This window comes from Pseudomonas sp. WS 5079 (assembly GCF_012985465.1).
Classification (GTDB): Bacteria; Pseudomonadota; Gammaproteobacteria; order Pseudomonadales; family Pseudomonadaceae; genus Aquipseudomonas.
The window spans coordinates 1-23,425 of record NZ_JAAQWN010000018.1 but is presented as its reverse complement, the minus strand read 5'-3'; the positions used below and the strand labels follow the sequence as shown (position 1 = coordinate 23,425).

The 23,425-nt window shown below is 61.5% G+C and carries 20 protein-coding genes and 2 pseudogenes; 16 read left to right on the top strand and 6 right to left on the bottom strand.

Annotation, left to right across the window (positions count from 1 at the left end; all coding sequences use genetic code 11):
• Positions 1-363 (bottom strand): NUDIX hydrolase, encoded by a 363-nt coding sequence (locus HBO05_RS28265; protein WP_169956953.1) that lies wholly within the window; start codon positions 361-363, stop codon positions 1-3.
• Positions 364-504: 141 nt separating this feature from the next.
• On the opposite strand from HBO05_RS28265, the gene HBO05_RS28260 reads away from it, so the two are divergent.
• From HBO05_RS28260 to HBO05_RS28225, 8 genes are all read left to right on the top strand, one after another.
• Complete coding sequence (locus tag HBO05_RS28260; protein WP_170043207.1) at positions 505-1,473, top strand: Gfo/Idh/MocA family oxidoreductase; 969 nt, start codon at positions 505-507, stop codon at positions 1,471-1,473.
• A 79-nt stretch (positions 1,474-1,552) separates the two neighbouring features.
• Positions 1,553-2,170: a transcriptional repressor LexA gene (lexA, locus tag HBO05_RS28255; RefSeq protein ID WP_169956955.1), complete on the top strand. Its 618-nt coding sequence runs from the start codon at positions 1,553-1,555 to the stop codon at positions 2,168-2,170.
• Positions 2,170-2,781, top strand: a complete 612-nt coding sequence (gene imuA, locus HBO05_RS28250; RefSeq protein WP_169956956.1) for a translesion DNA synthesis-associated protein ImuA — start codon at positions 2,170-2,172, stop codon at positions 2,779-2,781. The genes lexA and imuA overlap by 1 nt, the downstream gene beginning before the upstream one ends.
• Positions 2,782-2,788: 7 nt before the next feature.
• Positions 2,789-4,204 carry a DNA polymerase Y family protein gene (locus HBO05_RS28245; protein ID WP_169956957.1) on the top strand — a complete coding sequence of 472 codons (1,416 nt, stop codon included), beginning with the start codon at positions 2,789-2,791 and terminating at the stop codon, positions 4,202-4,204.
• A complete protein-coding gene (locus HBO05_RS28240; RefSeq protein WP_346343169.1) occupies positions 4,180-7,278 on the top strand; it encodes an error-prone DNA polymerase in 3,099 nt (1,032 codons plus the stop codon). The genes HBO05_RS28245 and HBO05_RS28240 overlap by 25 nt, the downstream gene beginning before the upstream one ends.
• Before the next feature lie 229 nt (positions 7,279-7,507).
• Entirely contained in the window at positions 7,508-9,637 is a 2,130-nt protein-coding gene (locus HBO05_RS28235; RefSeq protein WP_172314915.1) for a PAS domain-containing hybrid sensor histidine kinase/response regulator, read from the top strand.
• A 57-nt stretch (positions 9,638-9,694) separates the two neighbouring features.
• Entirely contained in the window at positions 9,695-12,229 is a 2,535-nt protein-coding gene (locus HBO05_RS28230; protein WP_172314913.1) for an excinuclease ABC subunit UvrA, read from the top strand.
• 78 nt (positions 12,230-12,307) lie between these two features.
• The gene (locus HBO05_RS28225; RefSeq protein WP_032857259.1) at positions 12,308-12,547 is read left to right on the top strand and encodes a DUF465 domain-containing protein; all 240 of its coding nucleotides are present in this window, start codon (positions 12,308-12,310) and stop codon (positions 12,545-12,547) included.
• A gap of 149 nt (positions 12,548-12,696) precedes the next feature.
• On the opposite strand, the gene HBO05_RS28220 is transcribed toward HBO05_RS28225, so the two are convergent.
• From HBO05_RS28220 to HBO05_RS28210, 3 genes are all read right to left on the bottom strand, one after another.
• Entirely contained in the window at positions 12,697-14,067 is a 1,371-nt protein-coding gene (locus HBO05_RS28220; protein WP_172314912.1) for a VOC family protein, read from the bottom strand.
• A gap of 179 nt (positions 14,068-14,246) precedes the next feature.
• Complete coding sequence (locus HBO05_RS28215; RefSeq protein WP_172314911.1) at positions 14,247-14,561, bottom strand: SCP2 sterol-binding domain-containing protein; 315 nt, start codon at positions 14,559-14,561, stop codon at positions 14,247-14,249.
• Between the two features lie 55 nt (positions 14,562-14,616).
• On the bottom strand, positions 14,617-15,327 hold the full coding sequence (locus tag HBO05_RS28210) for a histidine phosphatase family protein (protein WP_169956964.1): 711 nt from the start codon (positions 15,325-15,327) through the stop codon (positions 14,617-14,619).
• 193 nt (positions 15,328-15,520) lie between these two features.
• Between HBO05_RS28210 and sohB the strand changes: the two genes are divergently transcribed.
• From sohB to HBO05_RS28190, 4 genes are all read left to right on the top strand, one after another.
• Positions 15,521-16,543, top strand: a complete 1,023-nt coding sequence (gene sohB / locus HBO05_RS28205; RefSeq protein WP_170043213.1) for a protease SohB — start codon at positions 15,521-15,523, stop codon at positions 16,541-16,543.
• 283 nt (positions 16,544-16,826) lie between these two features.
• Positions 16,827-17,231: a hypothetical protein gene (locus tag HBO05_RS28200; protein WP_169956966.1), complete on the top strand. Its 405-nt coding sequence runs from the start codon at positions 16,827-16,829 to the stop codon at positions 17,229-17,231.
• Positions 17,232-17,490: 259 nt separating this feature from the next.
• Positions 17,491-18,099: a LysE family translocator gene (locus HBO05_RS28195; protein ID WP_169956967.1), complete on the top strand. Its 609-nt coding sequence runs from the start codon at positions 17,491-17,493 to the stop codon at positions 18,097-18,099.
• Between the two features lie 186 nt (positions 18,100-18,285).
• Positions 18,286-18,735 carry a hypothetical protein gene (locus HBO05_RS28190; RefSeq protein ID WP_172314910.1) on the top strand — a complete coding sequence of 150 codons (450 nt, stop codon included), beginning with the start codon at positions 18,286-18,288 and terminating at the stop codon, positions 18,733-18,735.
• Between the two features lie 312 nt (positions 18,736-19,047).
• Here the strand turns inward: HBO05_RS28190 and HBO05_RS28185 are convergent, their stop codons facing one another.
• The gene (locus HBO05_RS28185) at positions 19,048-19,434 is read right to left on the bottom strand and encodes a hypothetical protein (RefSeq protein WP_170043215.1); all 387 of its coding nucleotides are present in this window, start codon (positions 19,432-19,434) and stop codon (positions 19,048-19,050) included.
• Positions 19,412-19,555, bottom strand: a complete 144-nt coding sequence (locus tag HBO05_RS28180; protein ID WP_172314908.1) for a hypothetical protein — start codon at positions 19,553-19,555, stop codon at positions 19,412-19,414. The genes HBO05_RS28185 and HBO05_RS28180 overlap by 23 nt, the downstream gene beginning before the upstream one ends.
• A gap of 171 nt (positions 19,556-19,726) precedes the next feature.
• Here HBO05_RS28180 and HBO05_RS28175 point away from each other — a divergent pair, with 171 nt between their 5' ends.
• From HBO05_RS28175 to HBO05_RS29420, 4 genes and pseudogenes are all read left to right on the top strand, one after another.
• Positions 19,727-20,401, top strand: a complete 675-nt coding sequence (locus HBO05_RS28175) for a response regulator transcription factor (RefSeq protein ID WP_169956972.1) — start codon at positions 19,727-19,729, stop codon at positions 20,399-20,401.
• Positions 20,394-21,713, top strand: coding sequence for a HAMP domain-containing sensor histidine kinase (locus tag HBO05_RS28170; RefSeq protein ID WP_172314909.1), 1,320 nt, complete (start codon positions 20,394-20,396; stop codon positions 21,711-21,713). Before HBO05_RS28175 ends, HBO05_RS28170 begins: the two co-directional genes overlap by 8 nt.
• A gap of 1,256 nt (positions 21,714-22,969) precedes the next feature.
• Positions 22,970-23,155 (top strand): annotated as a pseudogene (locus tag HBO05_RS28165) (type VI secretion system contractile sheath small subunit); the annotation flags it as partial.
• Between the two features lie 82 nt (positions 23,156-23,237).
• Positions 23,238-23,375, top strand: a pseudogene (locus tag HBO05_RS29420) (hypothetical protein); the annotation flags it as partial.
• Between the last annotated feature and the right edge of the window lie 50 nt (positions 23,376-23,425).

Genomic DNA, 23,425 nt, shown 5'->3' with positions numbered 1-23,425 from the left:
TCAGAGCCGACGCAGAAACGAGCGCACAATGCGCTTGGTGGCGTCGGTGGCGTCCAGTTGCTCCAACGCACTGTAGGCATGCCACTGGCAATCGATGATTTCATTGCAGGGCCGGGCCTGGTCGATGTTCACCACCGAGGCTTCAAACACGTGATGCAGCGTGTCACTGGCTTTCAATTCCTGTAGATACAGCAACCCATCCACGTTCAGCCCGGTTTCCTCCTGCAACTCCCGCTCGGCCGCGCCGACCGGGCGCTCATCGCGCTCGACCTTGCCCCCGGGCAATGCCCATTTCGACCTGGCCTTGCGCACGAACAGAATGTGCCCCTCGTGTTCGCAAATCACCGTTGCGCGTATTTTCATCGTCTGTGCCCCCGCAGCTGGATGACTGTCATAAAAGTGTAATGCAATTGTCATGCTAGGTCTTTATAGGGGGAGGCTGGAGACCACGCAGGAAAACGCCGATACTGCCCGACTGAAAAAATACCGCTGAAGGAAAGTCTGATGAGCACCATCCGCTGGGGCATGATCGGTTGTGGCAGTGTTACTGAACTCAAGAGTGGACCCGCTTTCTACAAAGCGCCAGGCTCGGCCCTGGTGGCCGTGATGGGGCGTCGCGAGGAAGCGGTGCGCGATTATGCGGCACGCCACGGGATTGCCCGCTTTTACACGGATGCCCAAGCGCTGATCGATGACCCCGAAGTGGATGCGGTGTACATCGCCACGCCACCCGACAGCCACCTGGAGTACAGCCTGTTGGTGGCGGCGGCGGGCAAGCATTGCTGTGTAGAAAAACCAATGTCGCTGAATGCCGAGCAGAGCGCCTTGATGCAGCGCACCTTCGAGCGGGCCGGGCTGCATCTGTTTGTTTCCTATTACCGCCGTTCCCTGCCGCGCTTCCAGCAGGTCCGTGCCTGGCTGCAAGAAGGGCGCATCGGTGAGTTGCGGCACCTGAGCTGGACGTTGTGCAAGCCGCCATCGCCCACGGACACCAACGCCAGCAACTGGCGCACCGACCCGGCGATTGCCGGCGGTGGTTATTTTGCCGACCTCGCCAGCCATGGTTTCGACCTGTTCCAGTACCTGGCGGGGGATATCGTCGAGGTCACGGGATATACCGCGCGCCAGGCCGGGCGCTATGCGGCGGAAGATGCGGTCACCGCCTGCTGGAGCTTCAGCTCGGGAGCGCTGGGGATGGGCTGCTGGAACTTTGTGGCGGACCGGCGTGAAGACCGGGTCGAGTTGATCGGTAGCACAGGGCGGATCAGCTTTGCAGTGTTCGACGAGCAGCCGTTGCACCTTGAGGCCGAGGTCAGCCAGACCCTGCATATTGCCCATCACCCCCATATCCAGTGGCATCATGTGCTGGGCATGAACGCGCATATCCGTGGCGAGAGCGTACACCCGGCACTGGCGATCGAGGCCTTGAAGACCGACCGCATCATGGATCGGGTGTTGCAGCGCAAGCCCTGACTCCGCCCATCCTTGTCGGAGCCGCCAAGGTGTTTGTCTGACTGGCGGCTATTGTCAGAAATTTCCCACAGGAGTACAAATGTACTCCATGACGACTCTCACTCCCCGCCGCTCCGCCATCCTGAACTTCATCCGCGAACGTATCGCGCAGCAAGGTCAGTCCCCCAGCCTCGCCGAGATCGCCGAGGCCTTCGGTTTTGCTTCGCGCAGTGTGGCGCGCAAACACGTGCTGGCGCTGACCGAGGCCGGGTTTATCGAGGTCAACCCGAACCAGGCCCGGGGTATTCGCCTGCTCAATCAACCGGCGCGCCCGCAATGGCTGGAGGTCCCGGTGCTGGGCCGCGTGGCCGCCGGCCTGCCCATCGGCGCCGACGCCGAAGTGCATGCGCGGCTGATGCTGGACCCGGCGACCTTTGCCCGGGTCCCGGATTATCTGCTGCGGGTCCAGGGTGACTCGATGATCGAAGACGGCATCCTCGATGGCGACCTGGTGGGCGTGCGCCGCAGTGCCGAGGCGCTGAACGGGCAGATCGTGGTCGCGCGCCTGGACGGCGAGGTCACCATCAAGCGCTTCGAGCGGATGGGCCACAGCGTGCGCCTGTTGCCGCGCAACCCGGCCTATCAACCTATCGTGGTCCGTGCCGACCAGGACCTGGCCATCGAAGGCGTGTTCTGTGGCCTGGTGAGGCAAGGGTGATGGGCGCCGTGGTTGCACTGGACTCGCTGTTCAATGGCGGGCGGGTGTGGAAGGGGCGGCCGGCCGCGCCGCCGGCCAGTGTGTATCCCACCGGGCTGGCGGCCCTGGATGCGGTGTTGCCCAGCGGTGGCTGGCCGGCGGCGGCCTTGAGTGAAATCCTCGTGGCCCAGCAGGGCGTGGGCGAGTTGCAACTGGTCTGGCCGACCCTGGCGCGGCTGTCGGCGGCCGGCGAGCGCATTGTGCTGGTGGCGCCGCCGTATACCCCATACCCCCACGCCTGGCAGAACGCCGGGGTGGACCTGCGCCAGCTCTCGGTGATCCAGGCCGATGAGCGCGATGCCTTGTGGGCGGCCGAGCAGTGCCTGCGCTCCGGCAGTTGCGGCGCGGTGCTGTGCTGGCCACGCAAGGCCGATGACCGGGCCTTGCGCCGCTTGCAGGTGGCCGCCGAGACCGGCCAGACCCTGGCGTTTGCCTGGCGGGCCATGGGCGAGGCGATCAACCCGTCACCGGCCGCCCTGCGCCTGGCCGTCGAGCCGAGCCAGGTGCGGGTGCTCAAGTGCCGCGGTGGCCTGGCCCATCCCGCACCCATTGCCCTGGCCAGCGGGCACTGAGGTTGATATGCGCTGGGTGTGTATTGTCTTCCCGCAATTGGCGTTGGACGGGGTCTTGCGTCGACGTCCCGAGCCCGAGCAACCCTTGGCGTTGTTGGCCGGCCCGCCGCAACGCCGGGTGCTGCAAACCGTCAATGGCGCCGCGCGTGCCTTGGGCCTGCGCCCCGGCCTATCCCTGACGGCGGCCCATGCCCTGACCAAGGCCTTTGCCTGCGTCGAATACGACCCGGTGGATATCGAGCGCTGCCAACAACTGCTCGCGGCCTGGGCCTACCGTTTCAGTTCCCAGGTCAGCGTGTTCTATCCACGGGCCTTGCTGTTTGAAATCGAATCGAGCCTGGGCCTGTTCGGGCCGTGGCCGCTGCTGGAAGCACGCTTGCGCGAGGAACTGAGCGACCTGGGCTTTCGCCACCGTATCGTCGCCGCCCCCAACCCGGCCGCCGCGCGGGTGTTGGCCAATGCCTACGATGGCCTGGCGGTAGCCGATGCCGAGGCGCTCCAGCAAGCCCTTGGGCCGATGCCGATCGATCGCGTCGGCATCGACCCGCAAGCCGCCACGGCATTGTCGCGCATGGGCCTGCGGACCCTGGCCCAGGTCCAGGCGTTGCCCCGGCATACCTTGGCCAGGCGCTTCGACGCCGGGTTGCTCAAGCACCTGGATGCCTTGACCGGGCTGCGGCCGCTGGGCCTGGATTTTTATCAGCCGCCGGATCGGTTTGACCTGCGCATCGAATTGAATTTCGATGTGCAGTCCCACCAGGCGTTGCTGTTTCCCTTGCGGCGCCTGACTGGCGACCTCGCCGCGTTCCTCTGTGGCCGCGACAGTGGCGTGCAGCGTTTTGCCCTGCACCTGGAGCATGCCGAGGCGCCAGACAGCGTGATCACGGTGGGCCTGCTGAGTGCCGAGCGCGAACCCTCGATGCTGTTTGAACTGGCCCGTGGCCGCCTGGAGCAGGTGCAAGTGGCCGCACCGGTGCGTGGCCTGCGCCTGCTGGCCGAGGACCTGCCGGTGTTTGTGCCACAGCGCCAGGACCTGTTCGATGAGCGCCCGCAGCAAACCCTGCCGTGGGTGCAATTGCGCGAACGTCTGCGGGCGCGCCTGGGGGATGAGGCGGTGCAGGGCCTGCGCTTTAATGCTGACCACCGCCCCGAGTGTGCCTGGCTGCCGGGCGCCGACAGCCGCGCCTGCCCAGCCTTGAGCCCGGTGCAACGCCCTGGCTGGCTGCTCAACGAACCGACCTTGCTGGCCGAGCAGGGCATCCAGATCCTGCTGGGCCCGGAGCGTATCGAATCCGGTTGGTGGGATGGCGCCGATATCCGCCGCGATTACTACCTGGTGCGCACCCGCGCCGGGCAGCAAGGCTGGGCCTATCGCACCGTGGGCGACAGCGCCGGGTTGTGGCTGCAAGGCTGGTTTGCATGATGGAGGGCTACGCCGAACTGCATTGCCTGTCCAACTTCAGCTTCCAGCGTGGCGCGTCCAGTGCCCGCGAGTTGTTCGAGCGCGCCAAACAGCAGGGGTATCAGGCCTTGGCAATCACCGACGAATGCACCCTGGCCGGTATCGTGCGCGCCTGGCAGGCGGCCAAGGAGGTCGGGCTGGGGTTGATCGTCGGCAGTGAGGTGCGCCTGGAAAACGGCCCGAAACTGGTGCTGCTGGTGGAGAACCTGCAGGGCTATCAGCACCTGTGCCGGTTGATCACCCTGGCCCGGCGGCGTGCCGAAAAAGGCCAGTACCGCCTGTTGCGCGAAGACTTTGCCGACCCGCTGCCGGGGTTGCTGGTGCTGTGGCTGGCCGAGGAGGGCGATACGCCTGCCGACGGCCAGTGGCTGTGCGAGACCTTCAGCGGGCGGCTATGGCTGGCGGTAGAGCTGCATTGCGCCCAGGACGATGCCCGCCGCCTGGCGCAGCGCCTGCAACTGGCCGCCAGCCTGCACCTGCCGGCCGTGGCCTGTGGCGATGTGCATATGCATGTGCGCAGCCGGCGCGCCTTGCAAGACACCATGACCGCCATCCGCCACCACCTGCCGGTGGCGCAGGCCGGCCAGCGCCTGCACCCCAATGGCGAGCGGCACCTGCGCAGCCTGGAGGCCCTGCGCGCGCTGTACCCGGCGCACTTGCTCGCGGAGTCGCTGCACATTGCTAGCCGTTGCACTTTCGACCTGAGCCAGTTGCGCTATCAATACCCCAGGGAGTTGGTGCCGCAAGGGCAGAGCCCACAATCCTGGCTGCGTGCCTTGACCGAAGAGGGCATCGCCCATCGCTGGCCCGAGGGCGCGCCAGCCAAGACCCTGGAGCAGATCGATAATGAGCTGCAGTTGATCAGCGAACTGGGCTACGAAAGCTACTTTTTGACGGTGCACGACATCGTGCGCTTCGCCCGCAGCCGTTCGATCCTCTGCCAGGGCCGTGGCTCGGCGGCCAACTCGGCAGTGTGCTTTGCCCTGGGCATCACCGAGATCGACCCGGGCCGGATGAACATGCTGTTCGAACGCTTCCTGTCCCGCGAACGCAACGAGCCACCGGACATCGACGTGGACTTCGAGCACGAACGCCGCGAAGAGGTGCTGCAATACGTGTTCCAGCGCTATGGCCGGCGTCGCGCGGCCTTGACCGCGGTGGTCAGCAGCTACCACGGTGCCGGCGCAGTGCGGGATGTGGCCAAGGCCCTGGGCCTGCCACCGGATCAGGTCAACGCGCTGGCCGATTGCTGTGGGCGCTGGAGCGATGAAGCGCCGCCCCTGGAACGCTTGCGCGAGGGTGGCTTCGACCCGCACAGCCCGGTGTTGCGGCGGGTGTTGGGCCTGACCCAACAACTGATCGGCTTTCCGCGCCATCTGTCCCAGCACCCCGGCGGCTTCGTGATTTCCGAGCAGCCGCTGGACACGTTGGTGCCGGTGGAAAACGCCGCCATGGCCGAGCGCACCATCATCCAGTGGGACAAGGACGACCTGGACGCGGTGGGCCTGCTCAAGGTGGATATCCTCGCCCTCGGTATGCTCAGCGCGATCCGCCGCTGCTTCGACCTGCTGCGCCGCCATCGCCATCGCGACCTGACGCTGGCGACAGTGCCCGGGGAGGATCCGGCAACCTACGCAATGATCAGCCGCGCCGACACGATAGGCGTGTTCCAGATCGAGTCCCGGGCGCAAATGTCCATGCTGCCCCGGCTCAGGCCCGAGACGTTCTATGACCTGGTGATCGAGGTGGCCATCGTGCGCCCCGGGCCGATCCAGGGCGGCATGGTGCATCCATATCTGCGGCGGCGGAACAAGGAAGAGCCTACGACCTATCCGTCGCCCGAGCTGGAGGCGGTACTCAAGCGCACCCTGGGTATCCCGCTGTTCCAGGAGCAAGTGATGCAGATCGCCATTGTCGCGGCGCACTACACCCCTGGCGAAGCAGACCAGTTGCGCCGCTCGATGGCGGCCTGGAAGCGCCATGGCGGCCTGGAGCCCCATCGCCAGCGGCTGCGCACCGGCATGCTCAAAAACGGCTACAGCGAGGCCTTCGCCGCCCAGGTGTTCGAGCAGATCAAGGGCTTTGGCAGCTATGGTTTTCCGGAGTCCCACGCGGCCAGCTTCGCCTTGCTGACCTATGCCAGTTGCTGGCTCAAATGCCATGAGCCGGCGGCATTCGCCTGTGCCCTGATCAACAGCTGGCCCATGGGTTTCTATAGCCCGGACCAGATCCTGCAGGACGCACGCCGCCATCACTTGCAGATTCGCCCGGTGGACGTGACCGCCAGTGACTGGGATTGCAGCCTGGAACCCATCGACGGCGAGCAACCGGCGATTCGCATGGGGTTGCGCATGATCAGCGGCTTTCGCGAAGAAGAGGGCCGGCGTATCGAAAAAGCTCGCCAGGGCGCTAGGTTTGCGACTATCGCCGACCTGGGTGAACGCGCCCAACTGGACAGCCGGGCCCAGGAACTGCTGGCAGATGCCGGGGCCTTGCGCCAGTTGGCCGGGCACCGGCATCGGGCGCGCTGGGACGTGGCCGGGGTGGAAAAACAGCTGGGCTTGTTTGCCGGGGTGTCGAGCCCGCAGGAAGAGGCGGTGCAACTGCCGGCCCCCAGCGTCGGCGAAGACCTGTACGCCGACTATGCCAGCGTGGGCACCACCCTGGGGCCCCATCCCTTGGCGCTGCTGCGTGATCAACTGCGCGCACGGCGCTGTCGCAGTTCCCAGGAGCTACAGGCGGTGGAGCATGGGCGCAATGTCAGCGTTGCCGGCCTGGTCACCGGGCGCCAGCGACCGGGCACCGCCAGCGGCGTGACCTTCGTGACCCTGGAAGATGAGTTTGGCAACATCAACGTGGTGGTCTGGCGCGACCTGGCCGAGCGCCAGCGCCAGGTGCTGGTGGGCTCCCGGCTGCTCAAGGTGGATGGGCGCTGGGAAGCGGTAGGCGAAGTGCGCCATTTGATCGCTGGCCGCTTGAGCGACCTGACGCCGCTGTTGGCGGGGATCAGCGTGCGTAGCCGGGATTTCCGCTGAGGGGGGCAACCTTCCTGCGGCCATCGTGGTGTAACGGGCCGAGCCTGCGCGCGGAGCGCTATCCTCTGTAGGTGCAGGCTTGCCAGCAAGAACACCTAGGGCCCACGTCATGGTTAACGATCATCGCCGGCAAGCTTGCTCCTGCAATGGTTCGCAGATGCAGTGAAACCATCGCGTCCGGCTATGCTCCAACATTGGCGACTGTCCTCTCTCTGCACTGAGTTGATCCATGCAATTTTTATCCAATACCCATGGTTGTGACGGCTGGGGCGGTGAAATGGCCCAAAGGATTCGTGCCTTTGACTGGTCGACCACGGACCTGGGCTCGATTGACAGTTGGTCCACCAGCCTGACCTGCGCCGTGCAGATGCTCCTGGCTTCGCCGGTGCCGATGGTGATGCTCTGGGGGCGCGCCGGGTACATGATCTACAACGACAGTTACTCGGTGTTCGCCGGCGGGCGCCACCCGTTTCTGCTGGGCGTGCCGGTGGAGCAAGGCTGGCCGGAAGTGGCCGACTTCAACCGGCATGTCATGGACACCTGCCTGGCTGGCGGCACCTTGTCCTATCGCAACAAGGCCTTGATGCTGCTGCGCAATGGCAGCCCCGAAGACTTGTGGCTCGACCTCTATTACAGCCCGGTGGCCGGTGACGACCAGCAGCCGGCCGGGGTGCTGGCGATTGTCGTGGAAACCACCGCGCATGTGCTGTCCGAGCGTTTGCGCCAGGAAGCCGAGGGCGCTTACCGCGTGGCGGACGAGCGCTTGCAACTGGCGCTCAATGCCGGGGCGCTGCTGGGCTCCTTTGTCTGGGATGTGCTGCCGGATCGGCTGTCGGGCGACGAGCGTTTTGCCCGCACCCTGGGCCTGTCTATGGATGACGTGGAGCAGGGCCTGTCCATTGCCGTTGCCACCCAGATCATCCACCCCGATGACCTGGCGCGGGTCAACCGCCTGATTGCCCGCACCCTGGAAACCGGCGGGTCGTATAACGTCGAGTTTCGCGTGCGGCGCCCTGACGCCAGCTATCTGTGGGTACTGGCCAGTGGGCGTTGCGAGTTGGATGCGGGCGGGCGGCCGCTGCGTTTTCCGGGGGTGATCATTGATATCCATGTGCGCAAGATTGCCGAAGAATCCCTGCTCAAGCTCACCCATAACCTGGAGCAGCGCGTCGCTGCCGAAGTCCAGGCGCGCTCGGCCGCCGAGGACCAGTTGCGCCAGTCGCAAAAGCTCGAGGCCATTGGCGGGCTGACCGGGGGCGTGGCCCATGACTTCAATAATCTGCTGCAGGTGATTGCCGGCAACCTGCACTTGCTGGCCCGCCATGAACGGGACAATCCCCAGGTACAACGGCGCGTCGGTGCCGCCCTGGCGGCTGTCGAGCGCGGCGCCAAGCTGTCCTCGCAACTGTTGGCCTTTGCCCGGCGCCAGCCCCTGTCACCGGCGGTGTTCAACCCCCGGCGCATTTATGAAGGCCTGGGTGAATTGCTGCAGCGGGCCCTGGGGGAAACGATCCAGATCGATGTGCAATTACCGCAAGATCCATGGTGCATCCATGTCGATCGCAATCAGTTGGAAAACGCCGTGCTCAACCTTGCGATCAATGCCCGGGATGCCATGAAGGGCGAGGGGGTGATCCGCATCACCGGTGAAAACATCACCCTGTCACCCGAGGATGGCAGCCGCAACGGGATTGCCCCCGGTGAATATGTGCGCCTGTCGGTCAGTGACACCGGGGCGGGCATGCCGCCGGCGGTGCTGCGGCGGGTCTTCGAGCCATTCTTTACCACCAAGCCGGACGGTCACGGCACCGGCCTGGGCTTGAGCATGGTGTTTGGTTTCGTCAAGCAAAGCGGCGGGCATGTGCAGATCAGCAGCGAGCCAGGGCAGGGCACCGTGGTGCAGATGTACTTTCCCCACAGCCTTGAGCCGGAAAGCCAGGAGGCACCTGCCGCCGTGGCACTGCAAGAAGGCGGCCGGGAAACCATCCTGGTGGTGGAGGACAACGAAGGTGTGCGCGGCGCGGCCGTGGAGTTGCTGCAACAGTCCGGCTACACAGTGCTCACCGCCGAGGATGGCGATGATGCGATGCTGATGCTGCGCACCGGCTTGCGGCCGGACCTGATCTTCACCGATGTGGTGATGCCGGGGCGAATCAAAAGCACCGACCTGGCCGAGTGGGCCAAGGCGCAACAGCCGCCGGTTGCGGTACTGTTCACCTCCGGGCATACCCGTGACATTCTTTCCAGCGACCACTTGCTGGGCAGCGAAATACATCTGCTGGGCAAACCCTACAGCCCCGAAGAGCTGACGCAACAGGTACGCTCGGTGCTGACCGCGCGGATAAACCACTGCGATTGAACGTTTGCCAAGGTGCCGGATCCACCACTGGACTTGCCGCCTCCTATAAGGTTGACCATGACTTCACAGCGCCACTTGCCGCCTGCCACCGATCTGCCTGCCGCGCGCCCCGGTTTTGTCCGGGTGCGGGGCGCCCGGGAACACAACCTGCGCAATGTCGATGTGGACATCCCACGGGATGCCCTGGTGGTGTTCACCGGGGTGTCGGGGTCGGGCAAGTCGTCCCTGGCGTTTTCCACGTTGTACGCCGAGGCGCAGCGGCGTTACTTCGAGTCGGTGGCGCCCTATGCCCGGCGCCTGATCGACCAGGTGGGCGTGCCGGATGTGGACTCGATCGAAGGCCTGCCGCCCGCCGTGGCCTTGCAACAGCAGCGGGGCACGCCTAGCACGCGCTCATCGGTGGGCAGCGTGACTACCTTGTCCAGCCTGATCCGCATGCTCTATTCCCGCGCTGGCAGCTACCCGCCGGGGCAGCCGATGCTGTACGCCGAAGATTTCTCGCCCAACCTGCCCCAGGGCGCCTGCCCGCAGTGCCACGGCCTGGGCCGCGTGTATGAGGTGACCGAGGCGCTGATGGTGCCCGATCCCTCGCTGACCATTCGCCAACGCGCCGTCGCCTCCTGGCCGCTGGCCTGGCAAGGACAAAACCTGCGGGACATCCTCGTGACCCTGGGCTATGACGTCGATGTCCCCTGGCGCGAGCTACCAAAAAAACAGCGTGACTGGATCCTCTTCACCGAGGACACGCCCACGGTGCCGGTGTATGCCGGCTTGACCCCGGCGCAAACCCGCGACGCCCTCAAGCGCAAACTCGAACCCAGTTACCAGGGCACCTTCAGCGGCGCCCGGCGCTACATCCTGCACACCTTCACCCACACCCAGAGTGCGCTGATGAAAAAGCGTGTCGCGCAGTTCATGCAAGGCAGCCCGTGCCCCTTGTGCGAGGGCAAGCGCCTGACCAAGGCTGCGCTGTCGGTGACATTCGCCGGAGTGGATATTGGCGAGTTGTCGCAGCTGTCGTTGTTGCAACTGGCACAGCTTTTACGCCCGGTGGCCGAGGGCAAGGGGCGGGTAAAACTCTCGGTGGAAAAACGCCTGGCCGCCCAACGCATCGCCCAGGATTTGCTGGAGCGGGTCAGCACCCTGACCGACCTGGGCCTGGGCTATCTGTCGCTGGAGCGCAGCACGCCGACCCTGTCCTCTGGCGAGTTGCAGCGCCTGCGCCTGGCGACGCAATTGGGCTCGCAGTTGTTCGGCGTGATCTACGTGCTGGATGAACCGTCGGCGGGCTTGCACCCGGCCGATGGCGAAGCCTTGTTCACTGCCTTGGGACGCCTGAAAGCCGCCGGCAACTCGCTGTTTGTGGTGGAGCACGACCTGGAAACCATGCGCCGCGCCGACTGGCTGATCGATGTCGGCCCGGCAGCCGGCGAGCAAGGCGGCCAGGTGCTATACAGCGGCCCACCGGCGGGCCTGGCACAGATTGAAGCGTCACAGACCCGCGAGTACCTGTTTGCCGAGCCGCGCCCGTTGAACACCTCGCACCGTGCGCCGAGTGGCTGGCTCAGCCTGGAAGGGGTCAGCCGCAATAATCTCGACGGGGTGAGCGTGGACTTCCCCCTGGGCTGTTTTACCGCGGTGACGGGGATTTCCGGCTCGGGTAAATCCAGCCTGGTCAGCCAGGCCCTGTTGGACCTGGTGGGGGAGGGCCTGGGGCGGGTGGTGGTCAGCGACGACGAGCCCGACCTGGAAGACGCACCGCAAACCAGCGGCGGGCGCATCCGCGCGGGCCTGGAGCAGATCCGCCGCCTGGTGCAGGTGGACCAGAAGCCGATCGGCCGCACCCCGCGCTCCAACCTTGCGACCTATACCGGCCTGTTCGATAACGTGCGCAAGCTGTTCGCCGCCACCCCGGCGGCGAAAAAACACCACTACGATGCCGGGCAGTTCTCCTTCAACGTCGCCAAGGGCCGCTGCCCGAACTGCGAGGGCGAGGGTTTCGTCAGCGTCGAATTGCTGTTTATGCCCAGCGTCTACGCACCATGCCCCATCTGCCACGGCGCGCGCTACAACCCCCAGACCCTGGCGATTACCTGGCAGGGCCTGAACATCGCCCAGGTGCTGGGCTTGACCGTCGAGCAGGCGGTGGACGTCTTCGCCGAACAACCGGGCGTACTGCGTGCGTTGCTAGTCCTGCGCGACATTGGCCTGGGTTACCTGCGCCTGGGCCAGCCGGCCACCGAACTGTCCGGCGGCGAGGCCCAGCGGATCAAGCTGGCCACCGAACTGCAACGCACCGCGCGGGGCGCGACCTTGTATGTGCTCGACGAGCCGACCACCGGCCTGCACCCTCGTGACGTCGACCGCCTGCTACTGCAACTCAACCACCTGGTGGACGCCGGTCACACGGTGATCGTGGTCGAACACGAAATGCGCGTGGTGGCCCAGAGCGACTGGGTCATCGACATCGGCCCAGGCGCCGGCGACCGTGGCGGTAAAGTCGTCGCCAGCGGCACGCCCCAACACCTCGCCCAGAACAAAACCAGCCGCACCGCCCCGTTCCTCGCACGGGAACTGGGCCAGGGGAATTGACCTTGGGCATGACAAGAGGCCCATGGATGGGCTAGCTTCAAGGTGTACCAGTCATTGATTAACTTGCGGAGGTACTTCATGCCAGTGAAACATGATCTTTATCAGGATTTGGGGTTGAGCAAGGAAGACGTTCAGCAGCGTCGGGCAAGCCACCATCGGTTAGATGTATTGCTCACCCAGTATGACGTCGCCGACAAGGAGGTGCTGGAAGCAGAATCCGCAAGTGCCAATGACGATGATGTAGAGAACCTGAAAAAGAAACGCCTGTTGATCAAAGATAAAATCGTCGAACAACTGGAACAGACCAAGGGGCACTAGCCAACGTTGGGAGCGGGGGTGTCCATATTTGTTCAGAATTGACCGAAGGACAGCAGCCCCTCCACTGCCTATTATCCCAATCGTTCGCCCGACCCTGGGGCACGTTGACTGCGCATGGAATGCGTTGTGGTGTCGGGCGAACTCTCTTTCTAGGTGCGTAGCGCCTGTAGGCAAGCGTCGATCGAGCGCTGCTGGGTGTCTGCATACAGTTGCAATTCATCAAGGGTCCGGCGGCCCAGGGCCTGTTCAAATTCGGCCTGGTTGGCGTTGGCCGTGTAGTGACTCTGCGCCGCATCGCCCAGGTTCGACTGGAAAATCCCCGCCGCGCTGACCGGCAGAAAATCCTCGTACACCAATGGTTCGATTGCCACGCAGCCGGCCGCAAGCAGTGCGTCCAGATTGGGTTGCGGGCGCTTGTCGGCTGCGCGGCCCGTGTCGGTCACGAAGTAGCGAAAGAACGCCAACCCTTGTTCGCGCATGGCCCGGTGATTATCCGGGAAGGCCTGGAAATGCTGCGCCATCAGTTCGGTGTAGCGCTGGGCGTTGGCTTCGTTGGGGAAGGCGCCCAGTTCATCCCGCGCGGCGTTGAGCAATTGGTCGTAGAGTGCCCGGCCTTTGGGTGTAAGGGCCACGCCACGCTGTTCGATTTCACCAAACCTGGCGCTGTGGCTGCCCTTGGCATCGGTAAAGGCGATGGCTTCGTCGAGGGCCTTGAAACTGGTCTGGCGTAGCAGGATCGGGCATTGGCGGCGGGGCGGGCCTTCGATCACGGCTTTGGGGGTGATGCCTTTGCCGGGCATGTCGGCTTGTACGCGGTCGATGTCCAGGGTCCGTGGGGTCAGGTGATTGATGTGCGGGCCCTTGAAGGCCACCACATCGGCAATCAGCCGGTGCTGGTCGCTGAGTTGCTGGTACTGGGCTGCGCTGACCGTGGCGGTGTGGTGCCAGCGAAAGGTTTCCAGGGCTTGTTGGACAAAGGCCTGGGCATCGCTGGCATTCAGGCCGCCGTCGGTTTCAGCTTGCTCTATCAGCGCCAGGGCTCGTGGGGTGAAGATCGAGCGCTTGGCCAGGGCGGCTTCGGCAAAGGCTCGCAGTTCAAGGTTTTCGATCAGTTCCAGGCGCAGCAGCGAGGTAAAGACCCGGAACGGGCTGGCCTGCAAGGCGCTTTCATGCACCGCGCGAAAGGCGGTGGAATGCACCGGCACGCCGGCCGGGGTGAGGTCGTAGTAGCCCACCGGTTGCATGCCCATCACCGCAAACAGGCGGCGGATGGTTGCCAGCTCATAGGCGCTGCCCAGGCGGATGGCACCGTGGCGCTCCATGTCCAGGCGTTGGATTTCACCGGTGCGCTGCAGTTGCTGCGCGAGGTCGGTATCGCTGGCCAGTACCCGGGCATTGGTCTGGGCCACCAACTCCAGCAGCGCGCCATACAGCGGTACTTCCTCGCGGTACATGTCGGACATGGCCCTGGAGAAGTCTTTGCGGATGTCGTCGGGGCTGATATGGCGAGGGGTAGGCATAGAAAAATTCCTGGCTGCGATAACGGTGGTATGGGCCGTGAGCCAGATTTTGTTGGGCGGTGCCCTTGGGTGCAAACGAAGATTCCTCTGGACTTCATTCTGCAAATGAATGAGCGCCACAGGCATAAACAAAAATCCCGCCTGGGTAGGCGGGATTGGTCAACCCAGGTTGCCCTGGATCAGCCTGGGAACAATTCGCTCAGCTTCATTGCCAGCATCATGTCGCCTTCGGCGCGCAGCTTGCCGCCCATGAAGGCCTGCATGCCATCGGTTTCGCCGCTGACGATACCTTTCATGGTTTCAGCATCCATCACCAGAGTCACCTGGGCGTCAGGGTTCTCGCCTTCTTGCAATTCGCAAGTGCTGTCCTTGACGATCAGCGAGAAGTTCTGGGTGTCGTCGATACGGAAACCGAACACCAGGTCCACGCCGGCAGCAGCGCTTGGGTTGAATTTGGCTTTCATTGCTTCTACGGCTTTAGCTACGTCAGTCATGGTTCGATCCTTTTATGGGTGGTGCCAGTGACCTTGGGGTCACGGTTGGCCGCAGTCATCGGAAAGTGATGAGCTGCGGCGCCTTCAACAGTTGCAAGTGGGTATGGCTGTTGAAGGAAGCCAGTGCCACTTCGCGACCACGGAACTTCAAGTGGTTGAGCGAAGTGTTGACAATCTGCCAGTTCAGCTCGAAAGCCTGGGTGGCAGGTATGCGGGTAATCAGGTGGAGCAGGGCGGTGATGGTGCCGCCAGAGGTAAATACCGCAATCTTGTGGGAATTGTCGGCAGTCTCGAGCAGGCGCTGCAGGCCACCCTGGACGCGCTCGACAAACCCCAGCCAGCTTTCCAGGCCGGGCGTGTCATAGGTGCCGCTCAGCCAGCGCTCGATGATCAGGGCGAAGATGCGCTGGAACTCGCCACGGTTGTGTGGGGCGTTGCGCAGGATTTCCAGGGCTTCGGGCTCGCTGTCGAGCAAGTCTGGGAGCAGGGCGCGGATGATCGCGTCGGCGTCGAATTCGTTGAAGGCGCTGTCGATTTCCAGGGGCGGCACCGGCAAGCCTTGGGCGCCGATGGCTTCGAACGCGGCGTTGGCCGTGTGTTGCTGGCGGCGCAGGTCGCCCGATACGCAGCGGTCGAACGTCAGGCCCAGGTCCGCCAGGTGGCTGCCCAGTACCTGGGCCTGCTGCACACCGACAGGCGACAGGACGTCATAGTCGTCTGCACCGAAGGAGGCCTGGCCATGTCGAATCAAATAGATGCTGCCCACGTCCGTTCACCCGGTACGTTGAAAGTCTGGCGAGGTTATGAGGATGCCGGGAAGCTGTCAATGAAAAAACATACGCTTGTTTTAAAAGCTCGTTAGAGGCCCGTTTCAAGGGGTTTCAGCTCTGGCTCACCGGCAGTCCCATCGGTATGCTGGGGCAATCCGCGCCTGGCGCACCGTTTCTGTAAGGAGTCCCATGGAGTTTTTGGCTGAGTATGCAAGTTTTCTGGCTAAAACCGTTACGTTGGTCGTCGCCATTCTGGTGGTGCTGATCAGTTTTGCGGCGTTGCGCAGCAAGGGCCGGCGCAAGAATGCCGGGCAGTTGCAGGTCAGCAAACTCAATGATTTCTACAAAGGCCTGCGCGAGCGCCTGGAGCAGACCTTGCTCGACAAGGATCAGCTCAAGGCCCTGCGCAAGTCCCAGGGCAAGGCCGAGAAAAAACAGAAGAAAACCCCCGAGGCCAAACCACGGGTGTTTGTCCTGGATTTTGACGGGGACATCAAGGCCTCAGCCACCGAGAGCCTGCGCCATGAAATCACCGCGTTGCTGAGCCTGGCCACACCCAAGGACGAAGTGGTGCTGCGCCTGGAAAGCGGCGGTGGCATGGTCCACAGCTATGGCCTGGCGTCCTCGCAATTGGCGCGGATCCGCGAGGCGGGCGTGCCCTTGACGGTGTGCATCGACAAGGTCGCGGCCAGCGGCGGCTACATGATGGCGTGCATCGGCGAGAAGATCATCAGCGCGCCGTTTGCCATCCTCGGCTCGATTGGCGTGGTGGCCCAGTTGCCCAACGTCAACCGCCTGCTGAAAAAGCACGATATCGACTTTGAAGTACTCACTGCTGGCGAGTACAAGCGCACCCTGACGGTGTTTGGCGAAAACACCGAGAAGGGCCGGGAGAAGTTCCAGGAAGACCTGGACATCACCCATCAACTGTTCAAGAACTTCGTGTCGCGCTACCGCCCGCAACTGGCCATTGACGAAGTGGCTACCGGCGAAGTCTGGCTGGGCGTCGCGGCGCTGGACAAGCAACTGGTGGACGCCTTGCAGACCAGTGACGAATACCTGGCCACCAGGGCCAAGACCGCCGAACTGTTCCACCTGCACTATGCCGAGCGCAAAAGCCTGCAAGAGCGGGTGGGCCTGGCGGCCAGCGGCTCGGTAGACCGGGTACTGCTGACCTGGTGGAGCCGCCTGACCCAACAGCGCTTCTGGTAACCCCCGCCTTGTAGTCGGCTTGCAGACCATGACGATCTTCAGATCGCTATTGCCCGCAAGCTGGCTCATATATCGCCGCGATGCAGGCTATACACTTTGTTGTCGTCCGGGGCGCCTTGGCAGCGTAGGGGATTACACAGTGCATCTTAGGTAGTAATCCCCTTTACCCAAGTCCATTCTCTTTGGTGTTGCGCGACCTGCTTACATTGGACACCGGTATTGCTGGCTGTAATTCTTGGGCTCTACCCCAAAGGGGTTATTCTCAAGGATAAGGAATCGCCTGATGCTCGGTTACTATGCGCACTACAGCCAGTATTACATCACCACGCTGATGCTCTTCACCACCCTGTTTTTTGCCTTGCCGATCTTTATCGCGCCGATTGCCTGGGCCCGGGCGATGCGCTGGACGATTCCCGAGCATCAGCATCTGGCCATTTATTTTGGGCGCTGCCTGGGGGCGTTTATCCTGGTGGTAGAAGTGGCGATGTTGCGCTCGGCAACTACGGGCACCAGCTTTAGTTATGCGTTCGATATGCTGTTCGTAGTTTTCTCATTGATGTTTGTGGTGCATGTGTACGGGGCTTTGAAGCGTATCCAGCCTATTACTGAAACCCTGGAGATCGGCTTCTGGATGATTCTGTTTGTGCTCAATATGCTCTTCTATCCAGCCCAATCAATTACTTTCTAATCAGCACCTGCGCTATAGCCATCGGCCGCGATTATCAGCACTGAGCATTGTCCGCAGTCCCCTGAATATGATCGTGACGTTGGCTTGATTCTACGCCAGCGCTAAATAGCGATCGTGCCATTTGTGCGGGGGCAGGGCACGAGGATGGAGCATCGTTGATCGGGAATTGTATCTCTCGATCTGCCCCCAGCTGTACGGGGCGAGGCGCCACAGAACCCTCTACTGTCAGTGCAACAATAAATCGCCTGGATAACGCCCCATGTTCATGTCCACCAGCCTGTTGTCGGCCTTTGCGCTGTTTGCCTTCGTGTCTTCGATTACCCCTGGGCCCAATAACACCATGTTGCTGGCGTCGGGAGTGAACTTCGGTTTTCGCCGCTCGATTCCCCATGCCCTGGGGATCAGCGTGGGTTTTATGGTGTTGGTGATTTCGGTCGGCCTGGGCCTGGGGGAAGTGTTCAAGGCGTGGCCTTGGGCCTACACCGCATTGCGTTACATCGGCGCGGCGTATTTGTTGTACCTGGCGTGGAAGATCGCGACTTCAAGCGCGATGTCGGATGACACGGACGGCAAGCGCAAGCCCATGACCTTTCTCGCCGCTGCGGTGTTTCAGTGGGTCAACCCCAAGGCCTGGGTCATGGCGTTGGGGGCGATCACCACCTATACGCCGGCGGAAGGTTACTTCACTAACGTGCTGATCATTGCCGTGGTGTTTGCTGTGGTCAACTTGCCGAGTGTGTGCGTGTGGGCCGGGTGTGGCACCGGCTTGCGCAATGTCTTGCGTGAGCCGCGCTGGTTGAAGCTATTCAACTGGTCGATGGCGGGGTTGTTGGTGTTGTCGTTGTACCCGATGTTTTTCCTCGGGTGACAGGTTCGGGATATCAAGCCTTGGGGCTATCGTGAATGACTCTAATGAACTGTGAGAATTGACAGTATCGGACAGTCAGTGGCTTGCCCACTATCAATTGCTGTCCACGGTTTTCGAGCCTTTCAACGAATGTTGTTTTTGGGGCGTCGTTAAACCATCAATCTTGAGTCAATGGAGTGTCACCCAATGTCTAAGGAACTCATCAGCCCGCCGGGCGCGGACGCGTTGCAACCCCATCCCGAAGCCGGAGGTTCTGCAGAGGGGTTCAAAGCCCCGCCCTCTCAGTTGGCCTATCTCAAAGACAACTCGGTTAACCCAGCCAGGTACTTGATGATGTCCAGCGGATACGTCATGACCACCAAGGATATTAACCAGGCCTCGAAATTCCTGGTTATCAGTTATGGCGACGGGAATTGGTACATTATGACGGTCGATACCGCAGAGTATCTTTCGTTTACCGACCGCAGCTACCTCTACGCCTATTCGGGCTGGAGTAATGCGAGATACGTGACCCTCGACCCCGTGAGCTTTAAAAAATACCCGGGGCTCTTTCTGCATAATGGCTACGTCTGTTGCAATGGCCTCAAGGACAAGCCAGACAGCCTGATGAGCGTCCATCCCGAGTTGATCAACTAGCGGTTAAACACGCCAAATCGTGCGCTGGGTACAGCGGTGTATCACGCGCACCTTGACCCGGGTTTCAGACCGGCGAGATCGTAGCCAGCAGGCCGATTCCAACGGTCAGTGCCAGAAACCCGAGAAGAAAAAATGCCATCTTAGCCATGGGGCCTCCAAAAGGAAGAAGGGCGGCTGGAGAGTTCCTGCCGATGAGCCATTGTCACGGTTGTGGTCTGTTCGGTACAGATGCAGGTGTTAAAGAAAAAAGCGTATCAGATGCAGCTTGCACGCTGCTGTACCGAGGTTTCGGCTGGGGCGTGGAGGTGCCGATCAGACTGTCCGGGCAACTTTAGCGCGCCTGGGATTGGCGTCCAGCCGGCGCAGGCTTTCGACGGCAGGCAGGATGTATTTGAACCACTGCGCGCGGTGCGGGCCTGGCTGGTCGCGCATCTGTTCGATGCCCGGCGATTGAGCTTCGTCGATGGGGTAGCAGTCATCACTGCTGCGCCTGCCGTCGCGGTACACAATAAAACCGCCGCGCCCGCTGCCACATTGGTGCAGGTATACCGGCGACAGTTCTCGTTGTTTATCAACGCGCGCATTCAACTGGACGATGTAGGCCCCCATGGCAAGCGACACGCCCACAATCAGCCCCAGGCATAGCACCAACTGCCAGGTGTAGCTGGCCCCCGCCTTATCGCAATGCACTGGCGACACAGCATGCAGCTGCCTGCTCGATGCTCTGGCCCACCAGGAACCCGCTACCGCCCCCCAGGTTGACCAGCTGCCCCCGCGAAGGCAGGACGCTGGCCATCAGGGCGAATAAAATCAGGGCCAACAGGACTCTTTTGACGATCGCATAAAGGTTCATGACGGTGCTGACCTCAGGATTTGAAGAGCCCCAGCTTAGAGAGTGCCGGGTTAACGCGAGGTAAACATCCGCTGGAAATCGCTCGACTTCCGTTATCCTTCACTCCTCTGCGCAACACCCGTCCGAGGGGACTTTTTAGTGCATATTCACCTGCTGCTGGTCGAGGACAACCTGGATCTGGCCACCACCGTCATCGAGTACCTGGAGATCAGCGGCATGGTCTGCGACCACGTCACTAATGGCCAGGCTGGCCTTAACCTGGCACTCGCCCAGCATTACGACGTCATTCTCCTGGACATCATGTTGCCGCGCCTCGACGGCCAGCAGGTGTGCGAGCGGTTGCGCCAGCAAGGCAGCCAGACGCCCATTCTCATGCTCACTTCACTGGACGCGCTCTCGGACAAGCTCGCCAGCTTTGCAGCGGGCGCTGACGACTATCTGGTCAAGCCATTCGAGCTGGCCGAGCTGGTGGCCAGGATTCGCGCCCTGAGCATGCGCCGCAGCAGCCAGACCAGCCGCCTGCAGGTAGACGATCTGGTGATGGACCTCACCACCCGCAAAGTCAGTCGCGCCGGGCAGGCGCTGCATTTGTCACCCATCTGCTGGACCTTGCTGGAATACCTGATGCGCGCCAGCCCTGAACCCGTGCCCCGGGAACGCCTGGAAACTTCAGTCTGGGGCGACGAACCGCCGGACAGCAACACCCTCAAAGTGCACATGCATCGACTGCGCAAGGCGGTAGACAAACCCTTCGGCCGGCCGTTGATCCACACCCTGCCTGGGGTCGGTATCCAGGTAAAACCCCATGCGTAACGGCTTGAGCTTGAAGTGGGTGATCAGCGGCAGCTTCCTGCTGCTGATTGCCGTGGTGTTACTGATCTACAGTCAACTATTGCCGGTATACACCGTGCGCGGCCTGCTCTACACCGCCAGTGCGATGATGGAAGAAGAGGCGCAGTACTTCATCAGGCACTATAAAAAGGACCCGACCACACCCCCTCCGCACAACTACTTCTTCGAGGGCGTCATTGGCAAGGAAGCCTTGCCGGCGAGCGTGCGTGAGTTGCTCAAGGCGCCGCCGAGCATGTCTTTCGGTGCCGTGCAGGTGTTCGGTGATACCGACTCCGATGACGACGACGCCGAGGTCCGGGCGGTTCTCTCCCAAGACCTGGGTGACGGCAAGACCCTCTATATGTATGACATCGACCATGACCACGAAGAGGGCGGCGAGGTCGAGACGCCGCTGTCCGATGCCTACTTTGACCAGGTGCTGCAAGGCGTGGTGTTTGTCAGCCTGGCGGTGTTCGTGCCGGCGCTGATCATCATCGCCCTGTTGGTCTGGTGGCTGGTGCGGCCGCTGGGGCGCCTGGCGCAATGGTCCAGCACCCTGAAAAACCCTGACGCAATGGCCAGCGCGCGCCCGGATTTCAGCTTCAAGGAGTTCAATACCCTGGCCGACGCCCTGGCCCAGAGTGTCGAGCAAGTGCAGGCCGCCAGCCAGCGTGAAGGCCGCCTGTTGCGCTACACCAGCCATGAGCTGCGAACCCCGCTGGCGGTGCTCAAGGCCAATATAGAACTGCTGGCCCTGCAGGCCGGCGGTGTCCTGCCATCCTCCCTGCAGCGTATCGAACGCTCGGTGTTGAACATGCAGCTTATCGCCGAGACCTTGCTGTGGATGAGCCGCGAACGTCCCGAACCGCTGCCCGAAGAAGACATCGACCTGAGCGCGTTGGTCGGCGAGCTGATTAACAAGCATCGCTACCTGATCGGCAATCGGGATATCGAACTGCTTGTCGACATCCACAGCGAACCCTGCCGACTACCCCCCACCGCGTGCCGCATCGTGATCGGTAACTTCCTGCGCAACGCCCTGCAATACGCGGAAGAGGGCCAGGTAGAAATCAGCTTCAACTACCCGCGCCTGGTAATTGCCAACCACATCAGGGAGGCCAAGCCGAGGGAGGAATCCAGCGATTACGGCTACGGCCTGGGGCTGCAGTTGATGCGGCAGTTATGTGCAAAATTGGGCTGGCAGATTGATGTGATTCTTGAGCAGCAGCGTTTTACCGTCGCTCTGGAGTTCACGAGCTTGCAGGGTGTTGGGGCTCCGGGAGGAGGAGGGTGAAGAGTATTGGGTCGACAGGTGGAGTTTTGCGCAAACTGATTGTTGTACTCATGCTCGGTTTTTCGTGAAGTTTTCCTGTCATTGCGGGTGATGGCAGGCCGGTCAAAGTCTCGGCCTTTGGAGCTGCGTTTCATCTGCAACCTGAACCTGCAAAGCAAGGCTGATACCTGGTCGCTGCTGCGTGACATCTCGGCGATCTACCGAGGCATGACTGACTGGGCCTAGGGCCAGGTGTTCACCCTGTCGGATAGGGGTGGGGATAGTTTACAGCTCCCTAAAATATTAACCCTCTGCCTAAGAACACCATTAAATTTTTGTGCCTATTATGACTATGCCGTTATTAGTACTGGTTTTGTAAACTCTTACCTGTCCAGTATTGTCGATAACGTTTGATCGGCATGTTTTGATTTCTTTATTTAGTTCTGGCTCGAAGAATTCAATCCCACTACAGCTTCTTCTGCCGCCTGAAGTTTTTACAGGCAGTCGTGTAGCTGCTTTGAGTTCCAATGGAAAGGTAGATCGAAAGTGAAAATGGAATGCTTAATATAAGTATGCATACTATAAGTGAGGCTATTGGAATGCAGATAATGATTTTTATATTTTTGAGCGTGTTACCTGGTGTGATGTTTGCTTTAAAGAATAACATGCCCAGCGAAGTTATGAATGCTAGTGCTGATGAGGCGGTAAGGCAGCTTTGTTGTAGATCTGGCTTGAAGAAGGCTTGGGAGTAAATATGGCTATGCCATGTAACAAACAAGGACGCAGAGAGCAGCGCTCCAAAAAATCAAAGGCACCAAATAACGATGCGGCTTCTTGTTCAAATTTGCTCCTTTCAGCTTTGGTCGGTGTCTTGTAGGTAGTTGAAGGTATCCGACGATCAGTAATTGCCTGCCAGTTAGTAACTGTTACCTATGTGCGTGAACTGATTTGTAACCCATGTGGGTGAGTCATACCCCTCCTACAAGTGCGGAGCGGGTTCCCGAACTTTAATAGGTTTATTTGTAGGATAATTCCTGATTTTTGTTCTGAATGATCCCTGGCGCGCTGTGTAGGCTAGTAATCATCATTTGAAATTATTCACCATGGTGTTGGGCGGGAAAAAGCGAGCAGCGTGTAAGCGCTTTATGCCCTCTTTAAGAATGGAATTTAATGTGTTGTGGCGGGTGTGCTAGTTGACGCGCCGGCTATATGCACTGGTTTCAGTATTGGTTTCGCTTCAGCACTTGCTGCTGCAAAAAAGCCTGGAGGGGAGGGGTATGACTTCAAATAGTTTCCAAAATGAAGTACCAAAGACGCGGGTCAATATAACGCTAGACCTGCACACCGGTAGTGCTCAGAAGAAAGTGGAATTGCCACTGAAACTAATGGTCATGGGTGATTACAGTAATGGTGAGGAACAGCGAAAAGTTAATGTTCACAAAAAAAACTTTAACAGCGTCCTCCGTGGTGCGTGCCCCGCAGCACATCCAGGCAATCAATGCCTCAAATGAGTCCGCCAAGCTGGTGGGCTTCGCTCCCGGCACCGCCGGCATGCCCGACGGCGAATACAAGCTGGGCAGCCACACCGTGACCAAATGCCTGGGCGGCGTGCGCCTGGACCGCTCCCTGCACCTCACCGACGTAATGGTCGAAGGAGAAACCATTGACTTCAAAAATGCTTGAAGAGGCCCTGTCCTCCTGTGAGGCCGTCGCGGCCCAACTGCAATGCCTCG

Bases quoted from the DNA above. Each gene is read 5' to 3' on its own strand.
- HBO05_RS28170 (WP_172314909.1), top strand. From the start codon at position 20,394: ATGCGTAACGGCTTGAGCTTGAAGTGGGTGATCAGCGGCAGCTTCCTG.
- HBO05_RS28195 (WP_169956967.1), top strand. From the start codon at position 17,491: ATGTTCATGTCCACCAGCCTGTTGTCGGCCTTTGCGCTGTTTGCCTTC.
- sohB (WP_170043213.1), top strand. From the start codon at position 15,521: ATGGAGTTTTTGGCTGAGTATGCAAGTTTTCTGGCTAAAACCGTTACG.
- HBO05_RS28220 (WP_172314912.1), bottom strand. From the start codon at position 14,067: ATGCCTACCCCTCGCCATATCAGCCCCGACGACATCCGCAAAGACTTC.
- HBO05_RS28190 (WP_172314910.1), top strand. From the start codon at position 18,286: ATGTCTAAGGAACTCATCAGCCCGCCGGGCGCGGACGCGTTGCAACCC.
- HBO05_RS28265 (WP_169956953.1), bottom strand. From the start codon at position 363: ATGAAAATACGCGCAACGGTGATTTGCGAACACGAGGGGCACATTCTG.
- HBO05_RS28200 (WP_169956966.1), top strand. From the start codon at position 16,827: ATGCTCGGTTACTATGCGCACTACAGCCAGTATTACATCACCACGCTG.
- HBO05_RS28225 (WP_032857259.1), top strand. From the start codon at position 12,308: ATGCCAGTGAAACATGATCTTTATCAGGATTTGGGGTTGAGCAAGGAA.
- lexA (WP_169956955.1), top strand. From the start codon at position 1,553: ATGTACTCCATGACGACTCTCACTCCCCGCCGCTCCGCCATCCTGAAC.
- HBO05_RS28235 (WP_172314915.1), top strand. From the start codon at position 7,508: ATGCAATTTTTATCCAATACCCATGGTTGTGACGGCTGGGGCGGTGAA.
- HBO05_RS28245 (WP_169956957.1), top strand. From the start codon at position 2,789: ATGCGCTGGGTGTGTATTGTCTTCCCGCAATTGGCGTTGGACGGGGTC.
- HBO05_RS28215 (WP_172314911.1), bottom strand. From the start codon at position 14,561: ATGACTGACGTAGCTAAAGCCGTAGAAGCAATGAAAGCCAAATTCAAC.
- HBO05_RS28230 (WP_172314913.1), top strand. From the start codon at position 9,695: ATGACTTCACAGCGCCACTTGCCGCCTGCCACCGATCTGCCTGCCGCG.
- HBO05_RS28260 (WP_170043207.1), top strand. From the start codon at position 505: ATGAGCACCATCCGCTGGGGCATGATCGGTTGTGGCAGTGTTACTGAA.
- imuA (WP_169956956.1), top strand. From the start codon at position 2,170: ATGGGCGCCGTGGTTGCACTGGACTCGCTGTTCAATGGCGGGCGGGTG.